We start from the raw sequence: 19,679 nt of genomic DNA on the forward strand, positions 1-19,679 counted from the left end.
CCTGATAGGCAATAAATCTACGGGTAATTAGTACTACTCGGCTATGCTGTTACCAACTTTACACCTGTAGCCTATCAACGTGGTCATCTCCCACGACCCTTAAAAGATGTCTCATCTTGAGGCGAGTTTCACACTTATATGCTTTCAGTGTTTATCTCTTCCAAACGTAGCTACTCAGCGGTGCACCTGGCGGTACAACTGATACACCAGAGGTTTGTTCAATTCGGTCCTCTCGTACTAGAATCAAGCCCTCTCAAACATCTAACGCCCGCAATAGATAGAGACCGAACTGTCTCACGACGTTCTGAACCCAGCTCGCGTGCCACTTTAATGGGCGAACAGCCCAACCCTTGGGACCTTCTCCAGCCCCAGGATGTGACGAGCCGACATCGAGGTGCCGAACCTCCCCGTCGATGTGAGCTCTTGGGGGAGACTAGCCTGTTATCCCCGGAGTACCTTTTATCCTATGAGCGATGGCCCTTCCATACGGAACCACCGGATCACTATGTCCTGCTTTCGCACCTGATCGACTTGTAGGTCTCACAGTCAAGCACCCTTATGCCATTACACTCTACGCACGGTTACCAAGCGTGCTGAGGGTACCTTTGAAAGCCTCCGTTACTCTTTTGGAGGCGACCACCCCAGTCAAACTACCCACCACGCAATGTCCTTCCATACAGAAGTTAGGCTCCAAGTAAGTAAAGGGTGGTATTTCAACGTTGGCTCCACAGACACTAGCGTGCCCGCTTCATAGCCTCCCACCTATCCTACACATTACTTACTCAAAGTCAATACGAAGTTATAGTAAAGGTTCACAGGGTCTTTTCGTCCCATTGCGGGTAATCGGCATCTTCACCGATACTACAATTTCACCGAGCTCGTGGCTGAGACAGTGCCCAGATCGTTACACCATTCGTGCAGGTCGGAACTTACCCGACAAGGAATTTCGCTACCTTAGGACCGTTATAGTTACGGCCGCCGTTTACTGGGGCTTCAGTCAAACGCTTCGCATTGCTGCTAACGCCCTTCCTTAACCTTCCAGCACCGGGCAGGTGTCAGACCCTATACAGCATCTTTCGATTTAGCAGAGTCCTGTGTTTTTGATAAACAGTCGCCTGGGCCTCTTCACTGCGGCCAGCATTGCTGCTGGCGTCTCTTCTTCCGAAGTTACGAGACTATTTTGCCTAGTTCCTTAGCCACGACTCACTCGAGCACCTTAGGATTCTCTCCTCGACCACCTGTGTCGGTTTTGGTACGGGTTGCTTCACTTCGGCTTTTCTTGGAATCTATTTCCTTACAGCAGCTTCGCCCGAAGGCTAGGCCTTGACTATTCCGTCAGTCTCCAGTAAGTACGTAAATCCGTCCCCTTTTTAGTGTGAGCAAGTATGGGAGTATTAACCCATTGTCCATCCACTACCCCTTTCGGGTTCGCGTTAGGTCCCGACTAACCCTCAGCTGATTAGCATAGCTGAGGAAGCCTTAGTCTTTCGGTGAGGGGGTTTCTCGCCCCCTTTATCGTTACTTATGCCTACATTTTCTTTTCTGTCCGCTCCACAATACCTCACGGTACTGCTTCGGTGCAAACAGAATGCTCTCCTACCAGATATAATAAATTATAAATCCATAGCTTCGGTAATATGCTTATGCCCGATTATTATCCATGCCGGACCGCTCGACTAGTGAGCTGTTACGCACTCTTTAAATGAATGGCTGCTTCCAAGCCAACATCCTAGCTGTCAATGCAGTCCAACCGCGTTGCTTCAACTTAGCATATATTTGGGGACCTTAGCTGTTGGTCTGGGTTCTTTCCCTCTCGGACATGGACCTTAGCACCCATGCCCTCACTGCCGCAGAACATTTATTAGCATTCGGAGTTTGTCAGGAATTGGTAGGCGATGAAACCCCCGCATCCAATCAGTAGCTCTACCTCTAATAAACTTTATTGCGACGCTGCACCTAAATGCATTTCGGAGAGTACGAGCTATCTCCCAGTTTGATTGGCCTTTCACCCCTACCCACAGGTCATCCGAAGACTTTTCAACGTCAACCGGTTCGGTCCTCCACTCTGTGTTACCAGAGCTTCAACCTGCCCATGGGTAGATCACAAGGTTTCGCGTCTAATCCTACTAACTATGCGCCCTATTCAGACTCGCTTTCGCTCCGGCTCCGGACCTGAAGTCCTTAACCTCGCTAGTAAAATTAACTCGTAGGCTCATTATGCAAAAGGCACGCCGTCACCCAACTTGTGGGCTCCGACCGCTTGTAGGCGTACGGTTTCAGGTTCTATTTCACCCTTCTATTCGAAGTGCTTTTCACCTTTCCTTCACAGTACTTGTTCACTATCGGTCTTTCAGGAGTATTTAGCCTTGGAGGATGGTCCCCCCATATTCAGACAGGATTTCACGTGTCCCGCCCTACTCATTTATCACTCAAATATGCCTTTCATGTACGGGGCTATCACCCTCTACGGCTGTTCTTTCCAGAACATTCTATTAAACATATAAAAGCTTTTGGGCTAATCCGCGTTCGCTCGCCACTACTTACGGAATCTCTTCGATTTCTTTTCCTCCGGGTACTTAGATGTTTCAGTTCTCCGGGTTTGCTCTCTAAATAAATTTAGAGTGACTGGTCTTCAACCAGACGGGTTGCCCCATTCGGACATCTCGGGATCAATTCGTGTGTGCCGATCCCCCGAGCTTTTCGCAGCTTACCACGTCCTTCTTCGCCTCTGAAAGCCTAGGCATCCGCCATACGCCCTTAACGATTTCTTTCCTATTTTTTAGGTTACTCAAGCACTTATAAGTGCTCGGTTTTCTCTTTGTGATGTCTTTACCGTTAATGTCAATGATCTTTGTTCTTGTACTTAAGCAATCAAGTGAAGCATACTAATGACGGCTCCGTCATTATGTAGAATATACACTTTCTTTTATTACCCTCATACATCATACCCTATTACCTAAGTAATTAAGTACAATCCGTGGAGAATAAGGGAGTCGAACCCTTGACCTCCTGCGTGCAAGGCAGGCGCTCTAGCCAGCTGAGCTAATTCCCCCTCTAGTCAGACTTAAAAGACTCAAGATCCTAGAGACAAGACTTTCTAATTGACAGTCTTGGTTCATGGCTCTCTACTCTTCCCGTCTTTTGCAATTAGTAGTCTCGGGCAGGCTCGAACTGCCGACCTCTACATTATCAGTGTAGCGCTCTAACCAGCTGAGCTACGAGACTGTCTTTTAGACTAACAGATCCCAGATGCTAGATACAAGACTTTTACATTGGTCTTGGTTCTTGGCTCTCCGCTCCTGTATCTCTATCCCTATACTAATTCCTAGTGGGTTTGTATTGTATTTTATGTAAGATAGCAACCAATAAAAAAACTAAAGCTCTAACTTTAAGTAAGTACTTGGTACAGTTAAGTACCTAATTTTGTTTATACTCGCTTAACGAGTCTCTAAAATGAGATGTTCCAGCCGCACCTTCCGGTACGGCTACCTTGTTACGACTTAGCCCTAGTTACCTGTTTTACCCTAGGCAGCTCCTGTTACGGTCACCGACTTCAGGTACCCCAGACTTCCATGGCTTGACGGGCGGTGTGTACAAGGCCCGGGAACGTATTCACCGCGCCATGGCTGATGCGCGATTACTAGCGATTCCAGCTTCATAGAGTCGAGTTGCAGACTCCAATCCGAACTGAGACCGGCTTTCGAGATTCGCATCTTATCGCTAAGTAGCTGCCCTCTGTACCGGCCATTGTATTACGTGTGTGGCCCAAGGCGTAAGGGCCGTGATGATTTGACGTCATCCCCACCTTCCTCTCTACTTGCGTAGGCAGTCTTACTAGAGTCCTCAACTTAATGGTAGCAACTAGTAACAGGGGTTGCGCTCGTTGCAGGACTTAACCTAACACCTCACGGCACGAGCTGACGACAACCATGCAGCACCTTGAAAATTGCCCGAAGGACGGTCTATTTCTAAACCCATCAATTCCCATTTAAGCCTTGGTAAGGTTCCTCGCGTATCATCGAATTAAACCACATAATCCACCGCTTGTGCGGGCCCCCGTCAATTCCTTTGAGTTTCATTCTTGCGAACGTACTCCCCAGGTGGCTAACTTATCACTTTCGCTTAGTCTCTGAACCCAAAAGCCCAAAAACGAGTTAGCATCGTTTACGGCGTGGACTACCAGGGTATCTAATCCTGTTCGCTCCCCACGCTTTCGTCCATCAGCGTCAGTTAAGACATAGTGACCTGCCTTCGCAATTGGTGTTCTAAGTAATATCTATGCATTTCACCGCTACACTACTTATTCCAGCCACTTCTACCTTACTCAAGACCCGCAGTATCAATGGCAGTTTCACAGTTGAGCTGTGAGATTTCACCACTGACTTACGAGTCCGCCTACGGACCCTTTAAACCCAATAAATCCGGATAACGCTTGCACCCTCCGTATTACCGCGGCTGCTGGCACGGAGTTAGCCGGTGCTTATTCGTACAGTACCTTCAGCTACTCTCACGAGAGTAGGTTTATCCCTGTACAAAAGAAGTTTACAACCCATAGGGCCGTCGTCCTTCACGCGGGATGGCTGGATCAGGCGCTAACCCATTGTCCAATATTCCTCACTGCTGCCTCCCGTAGGAGTCTGGTCCGTGTCTCAGTACCAGTGTGGGGGATCACCCTCTCAGGCCCCCTAAAGATCATCGACTTGGTGAGCCGTTACCTCACCAACTATCTAATCTTGCGCGTGCCCATCTCTATCCACCTCAGTTTTCAATAAAAAACGATGCCGTCTCTTATATTATGGGGTATTAATCTTCCTTTCGAAAGGCTATCCCCCTGATAAAGGCAGGTTGCACACGTGTTCCGCACCCGTACGCCGCTCTCTCTGTCCCGAAAGACAAATACCGCTCGGCTTGCATGTGTTAGGCCTCCCGCTAGCGTTCATCCTGAGCCAGGATCAAACTCTCCATTGTATGTTTGTCTGACTCACTCAAAGTTATTTTACGCTTTAGTTTTTCCTTATTCTTGGTTGTATATCTGTTTTTCAATGATCTCTCTTCTTCCGCTCCCACGGCCACCCTTTTCTGTCGTTGGGCTTTGCCGTATTTGCGTGTGCAAAAGTAAAACTTTATTTCTAATCCGCCAAATGTTTTTAAGGAAAATTTTAAAGTTTTTTTCTCTAACCTTAACCCCTCTCAACATCCAACCCCTCTACTCCTGCGCTCCCGTTTTACCGGACTGCAAAGATACAAATCTTTTCCAACCATCCAAATTTTATTTATCTAAAATCCTAAAAAGTTTTTCCCGATCCGTATCCTACACAACTGCCTGAAGCAATCCTGTAAGGTAGATGATTAGTTATTTTATTCCGGCTTACCTAAAAGCCTCTTCTGCGCTGCTGATCTACTCTCGTTTTTCAGTGGGGCAAAGATAGAAACTCATCCCTTATCTTCCAAATATACGTAACATTATGTTCATCTTAAAACACAATTTGTGGGAAAGTAAATCCTTATCCAACTGACTGCATAACGTTTACAGACAATTCAGAGTTATCCACAAGATTCAAATACCATGGGTATGGGTTAAAAAACTTAAGGTCATATAAAGTGGTTTCGCCGGTAAATGGAGACCAAAAGGACCTGAAAACAGATTTTAAATCAGTGGCGAAGGTTATAAATCCTACCGGTTGCTGACAAAGATTCTGATTTTTTATAACACAGTTCTCATATAATATATAAGAAGAAGTAACGAAATAAGTAAATTATGCCGGGATGGGTTTATCAAAGTGATTCCTGACAATACAATGATTGTTGAACTGTGATTAGATTAACATTGACCGGTGTAGAAACGACTTTGTGTGATAAATCTGTGAGAAAAACCGTAATGCAAACTTTAATCAAACCTTACAGGTTCTCAAAACCTGCAAGGTTAGGTTTCAAATACTTCTGACGGTAGGTATACTCTATAAGAGTATACAATATATAATAGTGCAATATATAGGAGCGCAATGTTCCAAACCACCCCGTCAAAAATCCTCTGGATTTTTGACACCCCTCCAAAGGAGGGGAATTTTTATAGCAGGATTATTAACACTGACTCATTAAAATTAAACTGGAATGATAACTCCTGATAACTAAGGATGATTCAATAATAATCCGGTAATAGCTAATGGTAATGGTAATGGCAGATGAGAAGTGTGATAATGAGAGATAAGAAGTGGCGGTTAAGTAATAGCACGCAGTAAACGGATTTTATAAACTGGTATTCTTGGGCCGTCCCAAACCCCTAGCCCCGATAGAAACGACTACCCCGCAACAAACAAGGATAGGCGAAGGAAATGCAGTGGCAAGACAAGGCGTGAGGAGTAATAGTGGATAGCGGGATATAGCTCCTAAAGAAAAAAATCAGAGCTTAGTTGCCCTGATTCTGTTTGGTATAGATGGTACTTAAAAATTCCGCAAAGGATTTTTCCAATCCGATGATATCGCCGCTTTTTAAGTTTAAGCCTCCCGTCCCGGTTTCATCAGCTTTCACCTTTGCCGATGAGATCCGGAAATACTGGTTTAAGCTGTTTTGCTTAGGCTGAACTTTTATTGTGGAACCCAGCAGTTTTTTTGTTGAGAGGGTATATACTTCGCCCGGAATTGTTTTAAGTTCAAGATAAGATCTCGGGGAAATGGTATAGTCCTTTTTATTTATAGCTATTGTCTGGTCTTTCTCCGAAGAGGCAAATATATAGATATACTCTTTCTGATCAGTCAATTTTTCTTTCGGCAGATAGTACAGGCTGAACCTATAATTGGCCGGATTGAAATCCTGACGTGAACCGTCAATGCTTTCAAACGGCTTTAATGAAAATGTATTGGCTCCGATTTCTTTTGCCTTTTTATAAATTAATGAAAAGATTTCGGCATCTTCTTTTGAAAAGCCCTGCACTTCTATTTCACCCAGATATTCCGCACCTTCAGTCTTTTCATTGATCTTATATAAAAATTTATCTGTGTTGTCATGTGTTTTTTCAACTTTTGTGAGGTATACATTCTGTGCACAGAAAAAGTGAACCAGAAAAATGAAAATAAATGCGCTAAGGTTTCTCATGTTATCTGTATTTTACTGTGTAAGGATATGAACACATTCTTCCAGGCTGTTTTCCCAGTGTTTGGGCTCTATTTTATAAACTTCTTCAATTTTATCAAGGCACATCGTACTTCTTGCGGGCCTTTTAGCCGGCGTAGGATATTGCTCTGTTGTTAATTGATTTAATTTTACTGATGATTTTGAGAACTCAGCGATTTTCTGCGCAAACTCAAACCAGGTGGCTTCAGGATAATTGGAGAAATGAAAGATGCCATATGTTTTTACAGGATTCTCAATAATCTGCATAATGGCTTCTGCCAAATCGTTTGCATTGGTAGGCTGGCCAAACTGATCTGCCACGATTCCCAGTTCTTCTTTCTGCGCGAACAGGCTCAGCATGGTTTTAACGAAATTTTTATTAAATTCCGAATACAGCCATGATGTCCTCAGAATAATGGTTTCAGGATAAATATCCAGTGCCAGTTCTTCTCCTTTTAATTTTGAGGCGCCGTAAACTCCAGTCGGATTTGTGAAGTCATCTTCAGAATAGCATAAATTGGTATCTCCGTCGAAAACATAATCTGTGGAAACATGAATAAAAGCTGTTTCATGTTCTTTACAGGCCTTTGCCAGATGGGCTACCCCTCCGGCGTTCACTGCAAATGCCCTGTCTTTCTCTGTTTCTGCAAGATCTACGGCCGTATAGGCGGAAGCATTAATACAGAAATCCGGTTTGTGATTATGAAAGAAGTCATTTACCGCGTTTTCATTGGTAACGTCTAAAGTCTGTGAATCGGCAAAGATAAATTCATAGTCCAGTTCAAAATCCGGAGCGATTTTTCTGATGCAGTTTCCCAATTGGCCATTTCCTCCTGTTACTAATATTTTTTTCATTATGAATTTTTTGCGTTTTGTGATCTCAGGAATTTAACCCTGGACTGAAAATCTTTCTGTTCCAAATCTACATAAAACTGCTTAAAGGTTTCCTGTATTTCTTCCGGATGTACTTCAGACTTTCTTGTTTTAATATTAAAATAAATTACCGTTACCCACAATACGGCATGTGTTGTTTTCTCATCCAGGCTTTTCATGAGGATTTCGACTTTGGATGTCCTGTCCTGAATATCGATGGTCTTGCTGCTGATTACTACGGAAGTATTATACCTTACTTCTTTCATGTAAGCGATTTCGTTCTGAATGGCAATCCATGTACATCCTGTAAGCTTGGTATATTCTTCATAGGTGAAACCGTAAAATGTTTCCACATGGTCTTCCCTGGCATTAAACATATAGTCAAGATACTTCACATTATTCAAATGGCCGATCGGGTCGCAGTCACTAAATCTAACCTTTACCGTGGTTGATACTTCTTTTTCCATTCTGCAAAAATAAAAAAACCACCCCGATGGGAGGTGGTTAGTTTTATAAATGTTTGTTAATTTCTAAAAATTACTGAACACCCAATTCTTTTTTCACTGCCGGAGTAGCATCTACGCCTCCTTTGAATACGAAAGCTGAAGAATTTGCATCCATGATATATTCATATCCGTTTGCTTTAGCCACTTTAGAAACCGCATCGTTCAGTTTTTTCTCAATCGGCTCATAAGCAGTATCCTGCTTAGCCACGAAATCTTTCTGGGCTTTATCGTTCATCTGCTGAATTTCCTCCTGCATTTTTGCCAATTCTGCCTCTCTTGCTTTGTTCTCGTCAGCTGTTTTCTTAGGTGCTTCTTCAGAATACAGCTTTAATTTAGCCTGTCCTGCATCTGCTTTTTTCTTAATTTCAGCTTGTTTAGTATCTAAGAAAGCTTTAAGATCAGTATCTGCTTTTTTCTTTTCAGGCATTGCATTTAGAACACCTATAACATCTAAAGTAGCAATTTTTTGAGCTTTTGCCATACCTACTGATACAACCATCATTACCGCTGCAAATAATACACTTAATTTTTTCATAATTGGTAAATAAATAATTTAATTTGTTTTTAGATTTGTAAATTTAATAAAAGTTAAACTTTTATTTTTTGGTTTTCGTTTTTTCTTTCTTTTCGGTATCCTTTAATAAGATATCCAATACTTTATCTGAGTAATCGAATCTTTTCTGGAGGAAAATGACATTGTTGCTTGTTTTGTCAAGAACCATACCCAAACCGTTTTTTTCAGACATTGTTTTTATCGCTCCCCAAATCTGATCCTGAAAAGGCTGTACCAGATTGGTTCTCAGTTTTTTTATTTCTCCTGTAGCTCCAAAACGCAGACTGGTGGTAGTTTTAACATTTTTTTCAAGATCCATCACTTCTTTTTCCCTAAGCTTCAGCTGATCGCCGATGAGAAGAACTTTTTCACTTTCGAAAGCTGATCTCTTCCGCTCATATTCAGACTGCAGGCTCTGCAATTCCGACTGCCATGTATCAATCTGTGCATTCAATCTTGCTTCTGCTTCTTTGTACTGCGGCATTTTGCTCAATATATATTCAGTATCCACAACACCCACTTTCTGTGCATTGCTTAGACCGAATAGCAGGAATAATACGAATGAGAAAACAATTCTGAAATTTTTCATAACATGAATGGATTATAATGATTGGTTCATCAGGAAGTGGGTCTTCCATCCGGAAGGCTCAGTTCCTGTAACGGTTTTATCGAATCCGTAAGCGAAATCAAATCCAATCAACCCGAATGCTCCCATGTAAACCCTTACACCAACACCCACGGATCTTTTTAACTGGAATGGATTATAATTCCCCCAGGAATTCCACACGTTACCTCCTTCTGCAAACGTCAACGCATAAATTTTCGCCGTCTGGTTCAATGAAATCGGGTATCTTAATTCTAACGTAAATCTGTTATAAATAGTACCTCCCCCTGTAGGCGTAATATCTTCAGAAGTCCCTCCGTAAGTAGAAGCATTTTCATACCCTCTTAACGGAATCAATTCTCTACCGTCATACCGTCCTCCGAAAAGCCCGGTACCTCCTACATAGAATCTTTCAAACGGCGGAGCCCCCAACTGTTTGTTGTATCCGTCCATGAATCCCATTTCAGCAGAAGACCTCAAGACCAGTTTCCCGACAATTTCGTTGTAAACATCGGCTTTGAACTTCACCTTGTAGAATTCCATCCACTTATACTTTTCCGTTGGCGTCATTGTAGAATAATCTTTATTATTAAACAATGAATACGGCGGAGTCAGTTTTACCGAAAGATCCAGGTTGGAACCTGTTGTCGGGAAAATCGGGTCGATACCGGCAGAGTTTCTGCTTAAGCCTATATTGACACTTAAGTTATTTGCCGTACCGTAATATTCTGTAGTTCCTCCGAAATCGAAAGGATAGTTTTTAAAGTCATATTTCTGGAACTGAAGTCCTGTATACAGAGAGAAATAATCATCCGGCCATTTCAGCAATCTGTTTAATCCTACTGTAGCGGAGAAAATATTCAGCTTCTGGGAAGATCCGAACTGATCTGAATATTTTACCCTGGAATTGTTTAAACTTACAGAAAGTGCAGTAGGTCTGGTCCCGAATAACCAAGGTTCAGTAAATGAAACTCCGTAATTCTGGAAGTACTGCCCTGCCTGTGCCTGAAGTGACAAAGTCTGCCCGTCACCCTGAGGAACCGGTCTAAAGTCTTTAAACTTCAGAAAGTTTTTTAACGAGAAATTATTGAAGGTTAATCCTAATGTCCCGATGAAGCTGTTCCCTCCGTAACCGGCCTGCAATTGTACCTGTGAAGATCCTTTTTCTACCAGCTTCCAGTTAATGTCCACAGTATTATCCTGCTGATTCGGCTGGATATCCTGTCCTACCTGTTGAGGATCAAAGAACTGCATCCCTGCCAGATCAAAATAGGTTCTTTTAATATCACTCTTAGCAAACAGGTTCCCCGGTCTTGTTCTCAGTGCCCTGAGAATTACGTGGTCATGGGTAGTGGTATTTCCTTCCCACGTCACCTTGTTCCAGGTTGCTTTTTCTCCTTCATTGATCCGGATTTCAAGATTGATCTTGTCACCGCTTACCGATTTTTCCACCGGTGTCACATTAGAGAAAAGATAGCCGTTGTTCATGTACATCGACTTGATATCTGAGTCATCTTCTTTTCCGCCGTCTTCCCCAACTTTTTTGTTGAACCCTACGGCATCGTAAATATCTCCCTTCTTATATCCCAATAACCTCTGAAGATAATCTGTAGGATATACAGTGTTTCCGGTAAAGGTAATGTCACCGATATAATATTGCTTTCCTTCGCTAAGCTTTACATTAATTTCGTAATTGTTTCTTTTATTTCTCCATACAGAATCTGAAACAATAGCTGCATCCCTGTATCCTAAGGAATTGTAATAACTGATCAGGTTCTGTTTGTCTTCCTGGTATTTGCCTTCGATAAATTTTGAAGACTTCAGGATTCCCCCGATCCCGAATCTTTTCTGTTTGGTTTCCTTAAAAGCGTTCTTTTTAAGCTTTCTGTCAGTCACCGCCTGATTTCCTTCAAATTCAATGTGATCTATCTTAATCCTTTTCCCTTTATCGACATTAATCGTCCAGTCTACCAAATTAGGGTCACCTGCATTTACTTTATCCTGAATGGTAATTTTAGCATCTGCATATCCTTTTTTGATATAGTCTTTAGGGATATTTGTTTTAAGACTTGAAACTAAGTTCTGGGTAATTTTAGTACCGGGCTTCAGATTGTTATCTTTAGCCATTTTCTCATTCTTCGATTTACCGATCCCTTTCCCGGTGAATTTCACTTCACCAAGGTCTTTAAGATCCTGCAGGTAGAAACGCAGGATTACCGTTTCGCCTTCAATACTCTGTACATACACTTCCACCTCAGAAAAAGACTGGGTGTCCCAAAGTTTTTTAACAGCATTGCTGATTTTCTGTCCCGGGATATCTACAGTTTCACCTTTTAATAATCCTGTAAACCTCAGAATCTGAGCTGGCGTATATTTTTTAACCCCATCTACAACAATGTCTTTCAAGGTGTAGGTTCCTGCCTGGTTTTCTGCATGCACAGAATTGCTCACCTTTGTGCTGTCCTGTGGAGTTACCTGTCCATAAAAATGTGCAGAAGCAACAAACATGATGATGGGTAATAGTCTAAACTTCATTTTTATCGTAGTCTTTCTTTTCTTAATTTACTGGATTTTTATCTGTTCGCCGGTCATTCCGAATCTTCTTTCCTTGTTTTGATAATTAACAATACACTGAAAGAAAATGTCTTTTGTGAAGTCCGGCCACAAAACATCTAAAAACTGCAGTTCTGCATAAGCGATCTGCCAAAGGAGGAAATTGCTGATTCTGATTTCGCCGCTGGTTCTGATCAGCAGATCAACAGGCGGAAAATCTTTTGTATATAGGTAACTTTCGAATAATTTCTCATCAATATTTTCTACATCTACCCTGCCTTCTTTTACGTCTTCGCTTATATTTTTTATGGCATTCAGTATTTCATTCTGGGAACCGTAGCTGATTGCCAGTACCAAATTGCCTTTTGTGTTTTCTTTTGTAAGTTCCACTACCCGGAGAAGCTGGTCTTTCACCAGTGACGGCAGTTTGTCCAGATTCCCGATAACATGCATCCTTAACCCTTTGCTGAAGATTTCCTCCGCCTCCAGAAGTAAGGTTTCCACCAGCAGATTCATTAAGGTATGTACTTCTTCTGCAGGGCGGCTCCAGTTTTCCGAGGAAAAGGTATACAGCGTTAAATAGGGAATGTTTATTTCATTGCATGCATTAATGGCATTCCTTACCGCATTAATGGCATTCCTGTGGCCGAAAGTTCTTTCTTCGCCACGTGATTTTGCCCATCTTCCATTACCGTCCATGATGATTGCAACATGTTTTGGTAAATTTTCAGGATCTATTTTATCTTTTATCAACGACATATTAATCACAATAACACGGAGGTCTTCCGAATGAGTAGGTAAGCCCTAAGCTTACGGTGTTCATCCAGTCCTTGGACTTAAGATCCCCTATATTTCTTTCTCCTATAAATGCAGCTTCTCTTTCTTTGGATACTACATAATATGCATCGGTTTCAAGCAATGATCCTCCGGTAACCGGGCTTAATATATCCCCGTTATAGCTGGAGATTACATCTTTGCTCAGAATTCTGTTGTAATCCAGCTGATCCGTCACCGTATATCTGAAGGTGGCTTCAGCAAAGATGGCCCAATTATAGTTGAACTTATATTTCAAACCTACCCCAAAAGGAATATGCATGGTTGTCTTTTTTCCGGTAGAGTATACCGGTGTTGTGGTAAAATCCAGTTCATTGATCGGGGCCAGTGCCACTCCGTCTGAGTCTCTTCTGAAATCATTTACCAGCGTGGCTTTCGGCGCATCAAACATCAAGGCACCTATCCCACCGAAAATATACGGGCTCACCATATTTTTCTGCTCATTGTTTACCGGGAAGAAGTTGTATTCGAAAACCAAACTTGCTTCATAAACATTATTTTTCCCGAATGAATTCCTGTTCTGCCTGTATTCTTCTTTTGCTACTTTATCATCAAACTGTATCTGGTTATACCCAAGATCCAATCTTACGGTCTGATGGGGATTAAAATTAAATCTGTATAAAATACCCCCATAAAACGGAACTCCCCACTCCGACGTCTTACTTAAATCCAATGGCTTTTGTAAAAGATAATTCGTTCTCCCTATATCCCCAACTAGGTTACTCATACCTAGACGAACTCCAAGTTCGTTTCTTTGAGCTTTAACGCTTACCACTGTTCCTAGAGCGGCAAGGAAGCTAAACAATAATTTTCTATTCATAAAAGAATATGGATTTATGGTTATTTTAAAATTTAATTTTTGCAAATATAAAACATTTTTATATTAAAGATAATCTTAATGCTTAGTTAAAAATAAACAAAAAAACATAATTTGTTATAAAGTAAACGGTAAACTCGCCAAATTATTCTTTTTTTAATAGATTCAACATGATTACTACAGTAATAAACCCCCATTAAATGAGGGCTTAAAAGTATTATTTTTTATTGAATATCTGCTGAACTTTATTCCTAATTCTTATCAGTAAAGGTTCTCTATAGAATTTGTCTTCATCAAAGTAGCCGTAACCATAGCCATAACCGTAGCCGTACCCATAGCCCTGCTTAACAGTATAGTCATTATACACGATTCCCAGATGATTGATTTCTCCGTTATGGTATTTCTCGGTAATCATCTTCAGCATATATTTTTCCGTATATTCATGACGCACCACATAGATATTCGCATCCGAATATTTCATCAGTTCATAAGAATCCGCTACCAGGCCTACAGGTGGAGAATCAATGATGATAAAATCATAAAGTTCTTTAAGATCTTCTATAAACTTGATATTCCTGTCGCTCATCAAAAGCTCGGAAGGGTTTGGCGGGATAGGTCCGGAGGTTGCCACGTCAAGGTTAGGGATTCTCGTTTTGTTGATGATCTGTTCCATTTCCACTTCACCGGTCAGGTAATTTGAAATCCCGTATTTATTGTCGATTTTAAAATCCCCGAAGATCTTAGGTTTTCTGAGGTCCATTCCCAGAAGGATTGTTTTTTTATCACTTAAACCAAGCACCGAGGCCAGGTTAATGGAAACATAGGTTTTCCCTTCTCCCCCGATTGAAGAGGTAATGAGTATCGTTTTGCTCTCACCGTTTTCACCGGATAAGAACCGCACATTCGCTCTAAGTCCCCTGAAAGCCTCTGAAACGGAAGATTTTGGCTGATCCAGTACGGTAAGCATATTTTCATTACTGTTATTCCCGATCACGCCGAGCAGCGGAATCCTGGTGGCATTAAGCAGTTCTTTGATATTCCTGATTTTGTTGTCCAGCAATTCTCCTATTAAAATAAACAGCAATGGCAAAACCAACAGCCCACCTATGATCCCTAATTTTGTTGCTTTTATATTAGGTGCAATTGGTGGCTGTCCTACATTCTTCGCCGGGTCAATCACGGTAATATCCGACTGGTTGCCCGCCATTCTCATCTGGGTTTCATTCTGTCTTCCCATCAAACTGTTGTAGGTAGCTTCAATCATACTGTACCCTCTTTCCGCATCCAGGTACCTTCTCTGTTTTTCAGGGTAGGTTGACAGATCTGAGTTTGCCTGATCCACCTGCTGGTTGATTTTTCCGATCTCATTATAATATCCTGAATAGTAATTCCTCAAGGCACCGCTAGAATTCATTTTAGCATCGTCAATCAATCTGTTGATCTCTTTCATCGGCTCAGAATCCGGCTTATAGATCAATGCCATTTCACGTTTTTTCAGATATAATGCTTTAAGCTCAGAAACTGAAGCACTGAAGAACCCATCCTGAAAACCGGCCGCCGTAGTACTGATCATTTTTTCAAAACTCTGGGCTTCCAGGCTTTGTTTGATCTGGTTTAAGGAAGTGATCTTGCTTTCGATATCTGCCTTTTTGGCCTCCAGTTCTTTAATCTTTGTTAAGGATTTCTCATCACGGTCTTTGATATCGTAGAGCTTTTCACTGGTTTTCATATAATTCAAGACATCAGCACTTGAATCCAGTTTTTTCCTGATTCTTTCAAGATTATCTTTTAAATAAACATCTGTATTTTTATCAACCGTTAGTTTATCAGCTAATCTGCGTTTCTGCAGCTGGTTGACAGACATGTTGAGAAAGTTCACTGTGCTGTTAAGATTATATCCCGTCTTCGTTATGATCATAATGGTACCGATCTCCTTATCAAAATCCACTCCTATATTGGAAACAATATTGGTAACCGACTGGTTTACCGTGTATAGTTTGACAATAATATTTTCAAGCTTGATTTCGGACTTTTTGGGATTGGCAATCAGCCTGAACCTAAGATTCGGTGATGTATACCACTCTCCGATTTTTATTATCTTATTGGCCGGCCTCTGATAGGGATTAATGTTGGAGAAGCTTTCTGCCTCATAACTGTACAGATTAGTGGACTGTCCGTCTTCCGGAAGAACCACTTCAAATGTATTTTTACCTTTAGGAACCAGGGTCACCGGATAATCCATCTGCTGAAGATGCTTCCTGTCTATCTGGAAGGATACAGGAGAATCGTCCCTATCCAGATAAGTGGATTTTATAACTCCTTTTGTAGAGTAATTAACAAAAAGATCAAGCTCTTTAACCAAAAACTCATTATGGGTTCTTGATAAAAGCATTTTTTTCAGATATACACCGTCCTGGTTTCCACCCTGTCCCCAGATGAAATTAATTGACTGATTGGGCGTAAAAAAGCTTGATGTATTATTGGAAATACTTAATGAAATATTGGAAGCATATATATTCTGTGCGTAATATTTGCTGTAGACCCAGGAAATTGCGTACCCTATGAAAAACATAAAAGCAAACCAATACCAGTTTTTCAGCAATCTTCTTAAAAAATGTTCAATATCAAACAGAGCGAAAGAGCCGTATTTTTCCTTTTGGGTCTCCACTCTCTCTGTCGTAGTATCTTTTCCTGGAATCATGCTGTTAAAGGTTTTTTAGAAGTAGATAAATTGATAATGCAGTAGTGATTACCGATACTCCTGTTGTTAAAGTCTGAATAGGGTCTTTTCCAAGCCCGTTTAAGCTCTTGGCCCTGGTATTCAGATAGATCTCATCTCCGTTCTGTACATAGTAGTAAGGAGAGTTCATCACATCTTCACGGGTAAGGTCTATTTTTGCGATCTTGATCCCTTCCGGAAGCTTTCTGTGGATTATAATATTTTTCCTGTCTATAGTCCTGTTAAGGCCGCCGCTTATCGAAATGGCTTCGGTAATGGTAAGTGTATTTTTATGCACTACCTTCTCTCCGGTCATTCCTGTTGTTTCGATATCGCCTAAGACATAGAAAGTAATCCCGTTGGTATTAAGCCTCACCTCAGATTTGCCTTCCTGAAAGTTTTCATTAACTTTCTGCTGGATTTCTTCACTTACTTCCTCTATCGTCCGCCCATCTACTTTTATAAAACCGATCCCGAAAACATTAATATCACCTTTGGAATCTACCTTTAAACCGTTAAAATAAAATACGACACTTCCTCCTGAATTACCGCCTCCGCCTGTTGCACCGCCTCCACCGCTCGCTACGGCATTTGTAGTTGGGGCAACGGTAGATCCAGATGTATTCAGAGAAGAATAAAACTGTGCCGCATCACCTTTTGGCGTGGTTACAATATTAAGGTTAAGGATATCATTTTTGGTAATTCTGTAGACCGGGATATTATAAGGAACCAGCCCTTCTTCATTAATGACCAGACTTTCGTTAGGCTGCATGTAACGCACATCTTTTGTTGTGATACAGGATGTCATCATCAGGAAAGAGAATAATAAAAGGAATATGTATTTATAGTTCTTCATCATATTTTCAAATTATTTGCAAAAGTAAAGATTTAATGATTAGTCTTTTTATTATTTTTTATAACATAGATAAAATCCGGAATATAGGCCCCTAAAAAGCCTACCAGCAAAATAACCACTAACAAAAGATTGATATTTATATGTCTGAAATAATAAGCAACGCCTACCACAAAAAGGTAATATAAAATAATATAGAAGCTGGATCTGCGGTGGGTGAGATTCAGCTGTAAAAATTTATGATGGATATGATTCTTATCGGCATCAAAGGGCGATTTTTTGTTTGCCAGCCTGATGATAATGACATTCAGGGTATCTACAATTGGCAGAATAAGGATGGCTACTGCCATTACCGGAGCAGACTGCAGGTAATAGCGAGGAACACCCGGAAGCTTCCTGTCAATAAAAACATCAATAAAACAGATGGAGGTAAAGGCCAGTAGAAAGCCCAAAAGCATTGATCCGGTATCTCCCATGAAAATTTTATTGGTCCTGTAATTGGATAAATTATAATACAGAAATGCCAGTACTGCCCCGATAATAATGACCGATAAAACAACAAGCGGATAATTATAGGCACCCAGCCTGTAATAACTTACGCCGAAAAGCACGCTGCAGATCACAGAATACCCTCCTGCAAGCCCATCGATCCCATCAATAAGATTAAAGGCATTGATGAGTATAATGAAAGTGACGATGCTGAAAATTACGCTGATAAAATACTTGAGTTCATAAATTCCCAGAATACCGAAAAGGCTCCTGATCCGTATGTCTGAGCCAATCACAATCAGTGCCGAGACAACAATCTGTGCCACCAGTTTCTTATAGGCCCTCATTACCACAATATCATCCATAACCCCGATATACAGGAGAATGATCATTGAAGCGAATAGAAATTTATAGAGGTCAAAAAGTTCATACGCAAAAATGGAAGCGGATACCCCGATAGAATAGAAAATAGCAATACCTCCGAGATTGGGGATCTTTCTCAGGTGGGAACTTCTTACCCCCGGTTCATCCATTAAGTTTTTCCTTCTGGAAATTTTAATGATCGTAGGAACGGAGAAAAAAGTGATTAAAAACGAAAATAAAAAACCCAGCCCTATTTTAAAATAAAAAATAGGAATTCCCGATTGAGTTAAGAACAATTCAAAATTCTTCATTTTTTCTATTCAAGTACTTCCATATCTTTATTAAGGGCTTATTAATCCGACTTTTATACTCCCGAAACAACAGTACTTAACATTTGTGTTAAATTAATTTCCTTATCAGTTTTTTCTGCCCTGCAAAAAATAACAGATAAAATATCTTTTTTTTCAGCGGCAAAGATAACAGATAATTTTGATCAAAACGATTATACTTTAATATATCTTTCAGTGTTATATTTCTTTTTTTTATAAAAAGCTCCAGTTCCCCGGCCATTTCATTGAAAATTTTTTCTTCTTTTACAAAAGCCAGATAAGCCAGAAATGAATATACCCCTTCAAAAATTTGAAAACTTCTGAGTTCTGATTTTCTGTCTGAATACCGCGAATGGGCAAAATGAAACTCCACATCTTCTACGGCCTTCAGGATGTCCAGGCCCTTTGCCGTATGTGTCTTTGTAATGGAATCCGTTCTTTCGAGATACTGGTAATGAAATTTCTGAGTCTGGGCCACCGTATCACATTCCAGTAAAAGCTGCGGAATCAGCTGGATGTCTTCAAAATGAACGGACTTCTTAAACCTTTTTCCGTTAAACAGTTCTTTACTGAATAATTTATTGCAGGCAAAATAACTCAGGTCTGCAAAAACCGAAAAATTGTCTTTAAGCGCAATGTATTCCGGCATATTCGGGATCTGGGTCAGCTTTTGGGTAACATTTCCATTCTGGTCAACTTTCTGAATGTTGCAGATTACCATTTTAGAATGATGCTTTTCTGCCAGGGCCAGCATTTCTTCAAACATATCCGGCGTTACATAATCGTCGCTGTCCACAAAACCGATATAATCTCCCGTTGCCCTGTCAATCCCAAAATTGCGGGCATCGCTTAATCCTCCGTTTTCTTTGGTGAACACTCTTATTTTTTCAGGATACCGATGGGCAAAATCCTGTATAACCTGTCCGGAATTATCTTTACTGCCGTCATTCACCACCAGGATTTCCATATGCGGATATGTCTGCCCGACCAAAGAAGCAAGGCATTTCGCCAGGTAGTTCTCTACATTATAAACAGGAACAATAACGGAAACTTTCAGGGGAACATCTGTCATATC

At 41.1% G+C, this 19,679-nt stretch carries 12 protein-coding genes, 2 tRNA genes and 2 rRNA genes; all 16 read right to left on the reverse strand.

What is annotated here, in order from left to right; translation table 11 throughout:
• Window positions 1-7: 7 nt before the first annotated feature.
• A 23S ribosomal RNA gene (locus tag SD427_RS17085) occupies window positions 8-2,771 on the reverse strand.
• A 207-nt stretch (window positions 2,772-2,978) separates the two neighbouring features.
• Window positions 2,979-3,052: transfer RNA gene (locus SD427_RS17090), tRNA-Ala, on the reverse strand.
• 99 nt (window positions 3,053-3,151) lie between these two features.
• Window positions 3,152-3,225 (reverse strand) — tRNA-Ile (locus tag SD427_RS17095).
• 226 nt (window positions 3,226-3,451) lie between these two features.
• Window positions 3,452-4,968 (reverse strand): 16S ribosomal RNA (locus SD427_RS17100).
• Together the 16S and 23S rRNA genes with 2 tRNA genes alongside form the textbook arrangement of a ribosomal RNA operon.
• Before the next feature lie 1,438 nt (window positions 4,969-6,406).
• On the reverse strand, window positions 6,407-7,093 hold the full coding sequence (locus SD427_RS17105) for a hypothetical protein (RefSeq protein ID WP_320558984.1): 687 nt from the start codon (window positions 7,091-7,093) through the stop codon (window positions 6,407-6,409).
• Window positions 7,094-7,105: 12 nt separating this feature from the next.
• Window positions 7,106-7,966 (reverse strand): dTDP-4-dehydrorhamnose reductase, encoded by an 861-nt coding sequence (gene rfbD, locus SD427_RS17110; RefSeq protein WP_320558985.1) that lies wholly within the window; start codon window positions 7,964-7,966, stop codon window positions 7,106-7,108.
• Window positions 7,966-8,451, reverse strand: a complete 486-nt coding sequence (locus tag SD427_RS17115) for an acyl-CoA thioesterase (RefSeq protein ID WP_320558986.1) — start codon at window positions 8,449-8,451, stop codon at window positions 7,966-7,968. The genes rfbD and SD427_RS17115 overlap by 1 nt, the downstream gene beginning before the upstream one ends.
• 70 nt (window positions 8,452-8,521) lie before the next feature.
• On the reverse strand, window positions 8,522-9,025 hold the full coding sequence (locus SD427_RS17120) for an OmpH family outer membrane protein (RefSeq protein ID WP_320558987.1): 504 nt from the start codon (window positions 9,023-9,025) through the stop codon (window positions 8,522-8,524).
• 61 nt (window positions 9,026-9,086) lie between these two features.
• Window positions 9,087-9,632, reverse strand: a complete 546-nt coding sequence (locus SD427_RS17125) for an OmpH family outer membrane protein (RefSeq protein ID WP_320558988.1) — start codon at window positions 9,630-9,632, stop codon at window positions 9,087-9,089.
• Between the two features lie 12 nt (window positions 9,633-9,644).
• Entirely contained in the window at window positions 9,645-12,182 is a 2,538-nt protein-coding gene (bamA, locus tag SD427_RS17130) for an outer membrane protein assembly factor BamA (protein ID WP_320558989.1), read from the reverse strand.
• A gap of 27 nt (window positions 12,183-12,209) precedes the next feature.
• On the reverse strand, window positions 12,210-12,959 hold the full coding sequence (locus SD427_RS17135; protein ID WP_320558990.1) for an isoprenyl transferase: 750 nt from the start codon (window positions 12,957-12,959) through the stop codon (window positions 12,210-12,212).
• Between the two features lies 1 nt (window position 12,960).
• The gene (locus SD427_RS17140; protein WP_320558991.1) at window positions 12,961-13,854 is read right to left on the reverse strand and encodes a DUF6089 family protein; all 894 of its coding nucleotides are present in this window, start codon (window positions 13,852-13,854) and stop codon (window positions 12,961-12,963) included.
• A gap of 214 nt (window positions 13,855-14,068) precedes the next feature.
• Entirely contained in the window at window positions 14,069-16,552 is a 2,484-nt protein-coding gene (locus SD427_RS17145) for a polysaccharide biosynthesis tyrosine autokinase (protein ID WP_320558992.1), read from the reverse strand.
• A gap of 4 nt (window positions 16,553-16,556) precedes the next feature.
• Entirely contained in the window at window positions 16,557-17,426 is an 870-nt protein-coding gene (locus SD427_RS17150) for a polysaccharide biosynthesis/export family protein (protein WP_414017730.1), read from the reverse strand.
• 32 nt (window positions 17,427-17,458) lie between these two features.
• A complete protein-coding gene (locus SD427_RS17155) occupies window positions 17,459-18,586 on the reverse strand; it encodes an MraY family glycosyltransferase (RefSeq protein ID WP_320558994.1) in 1,128 nt (375 codons plus the stop codon).
• Window positions 18,587-18,674: 88 nt separating this feature from the next.
• Window positions 18,675-19,676 (reverse strand): glycosyltransferase family 2 protein, encoded by a 1,002-nt coding sequence (locus tag SD427_RS17160; protein WP_320558995.1) that lies wholly within the window; start codon window positions 19,674-19,676, stop codon window positions 18,675-18,677.
• Window positions 19,677-19,679: the final 3 nt, after the last annotated feature.

The organism is Chryseobacterium sp. JJR-5R (genome assembly GCF_034047335.1).
In the GTDB taxonomy this organism is placed as follows: Bacteria; Bacteroidota; Bacteroidia; order Flavobacteriales; family Weeksellaceae; genus Chryseobacterium.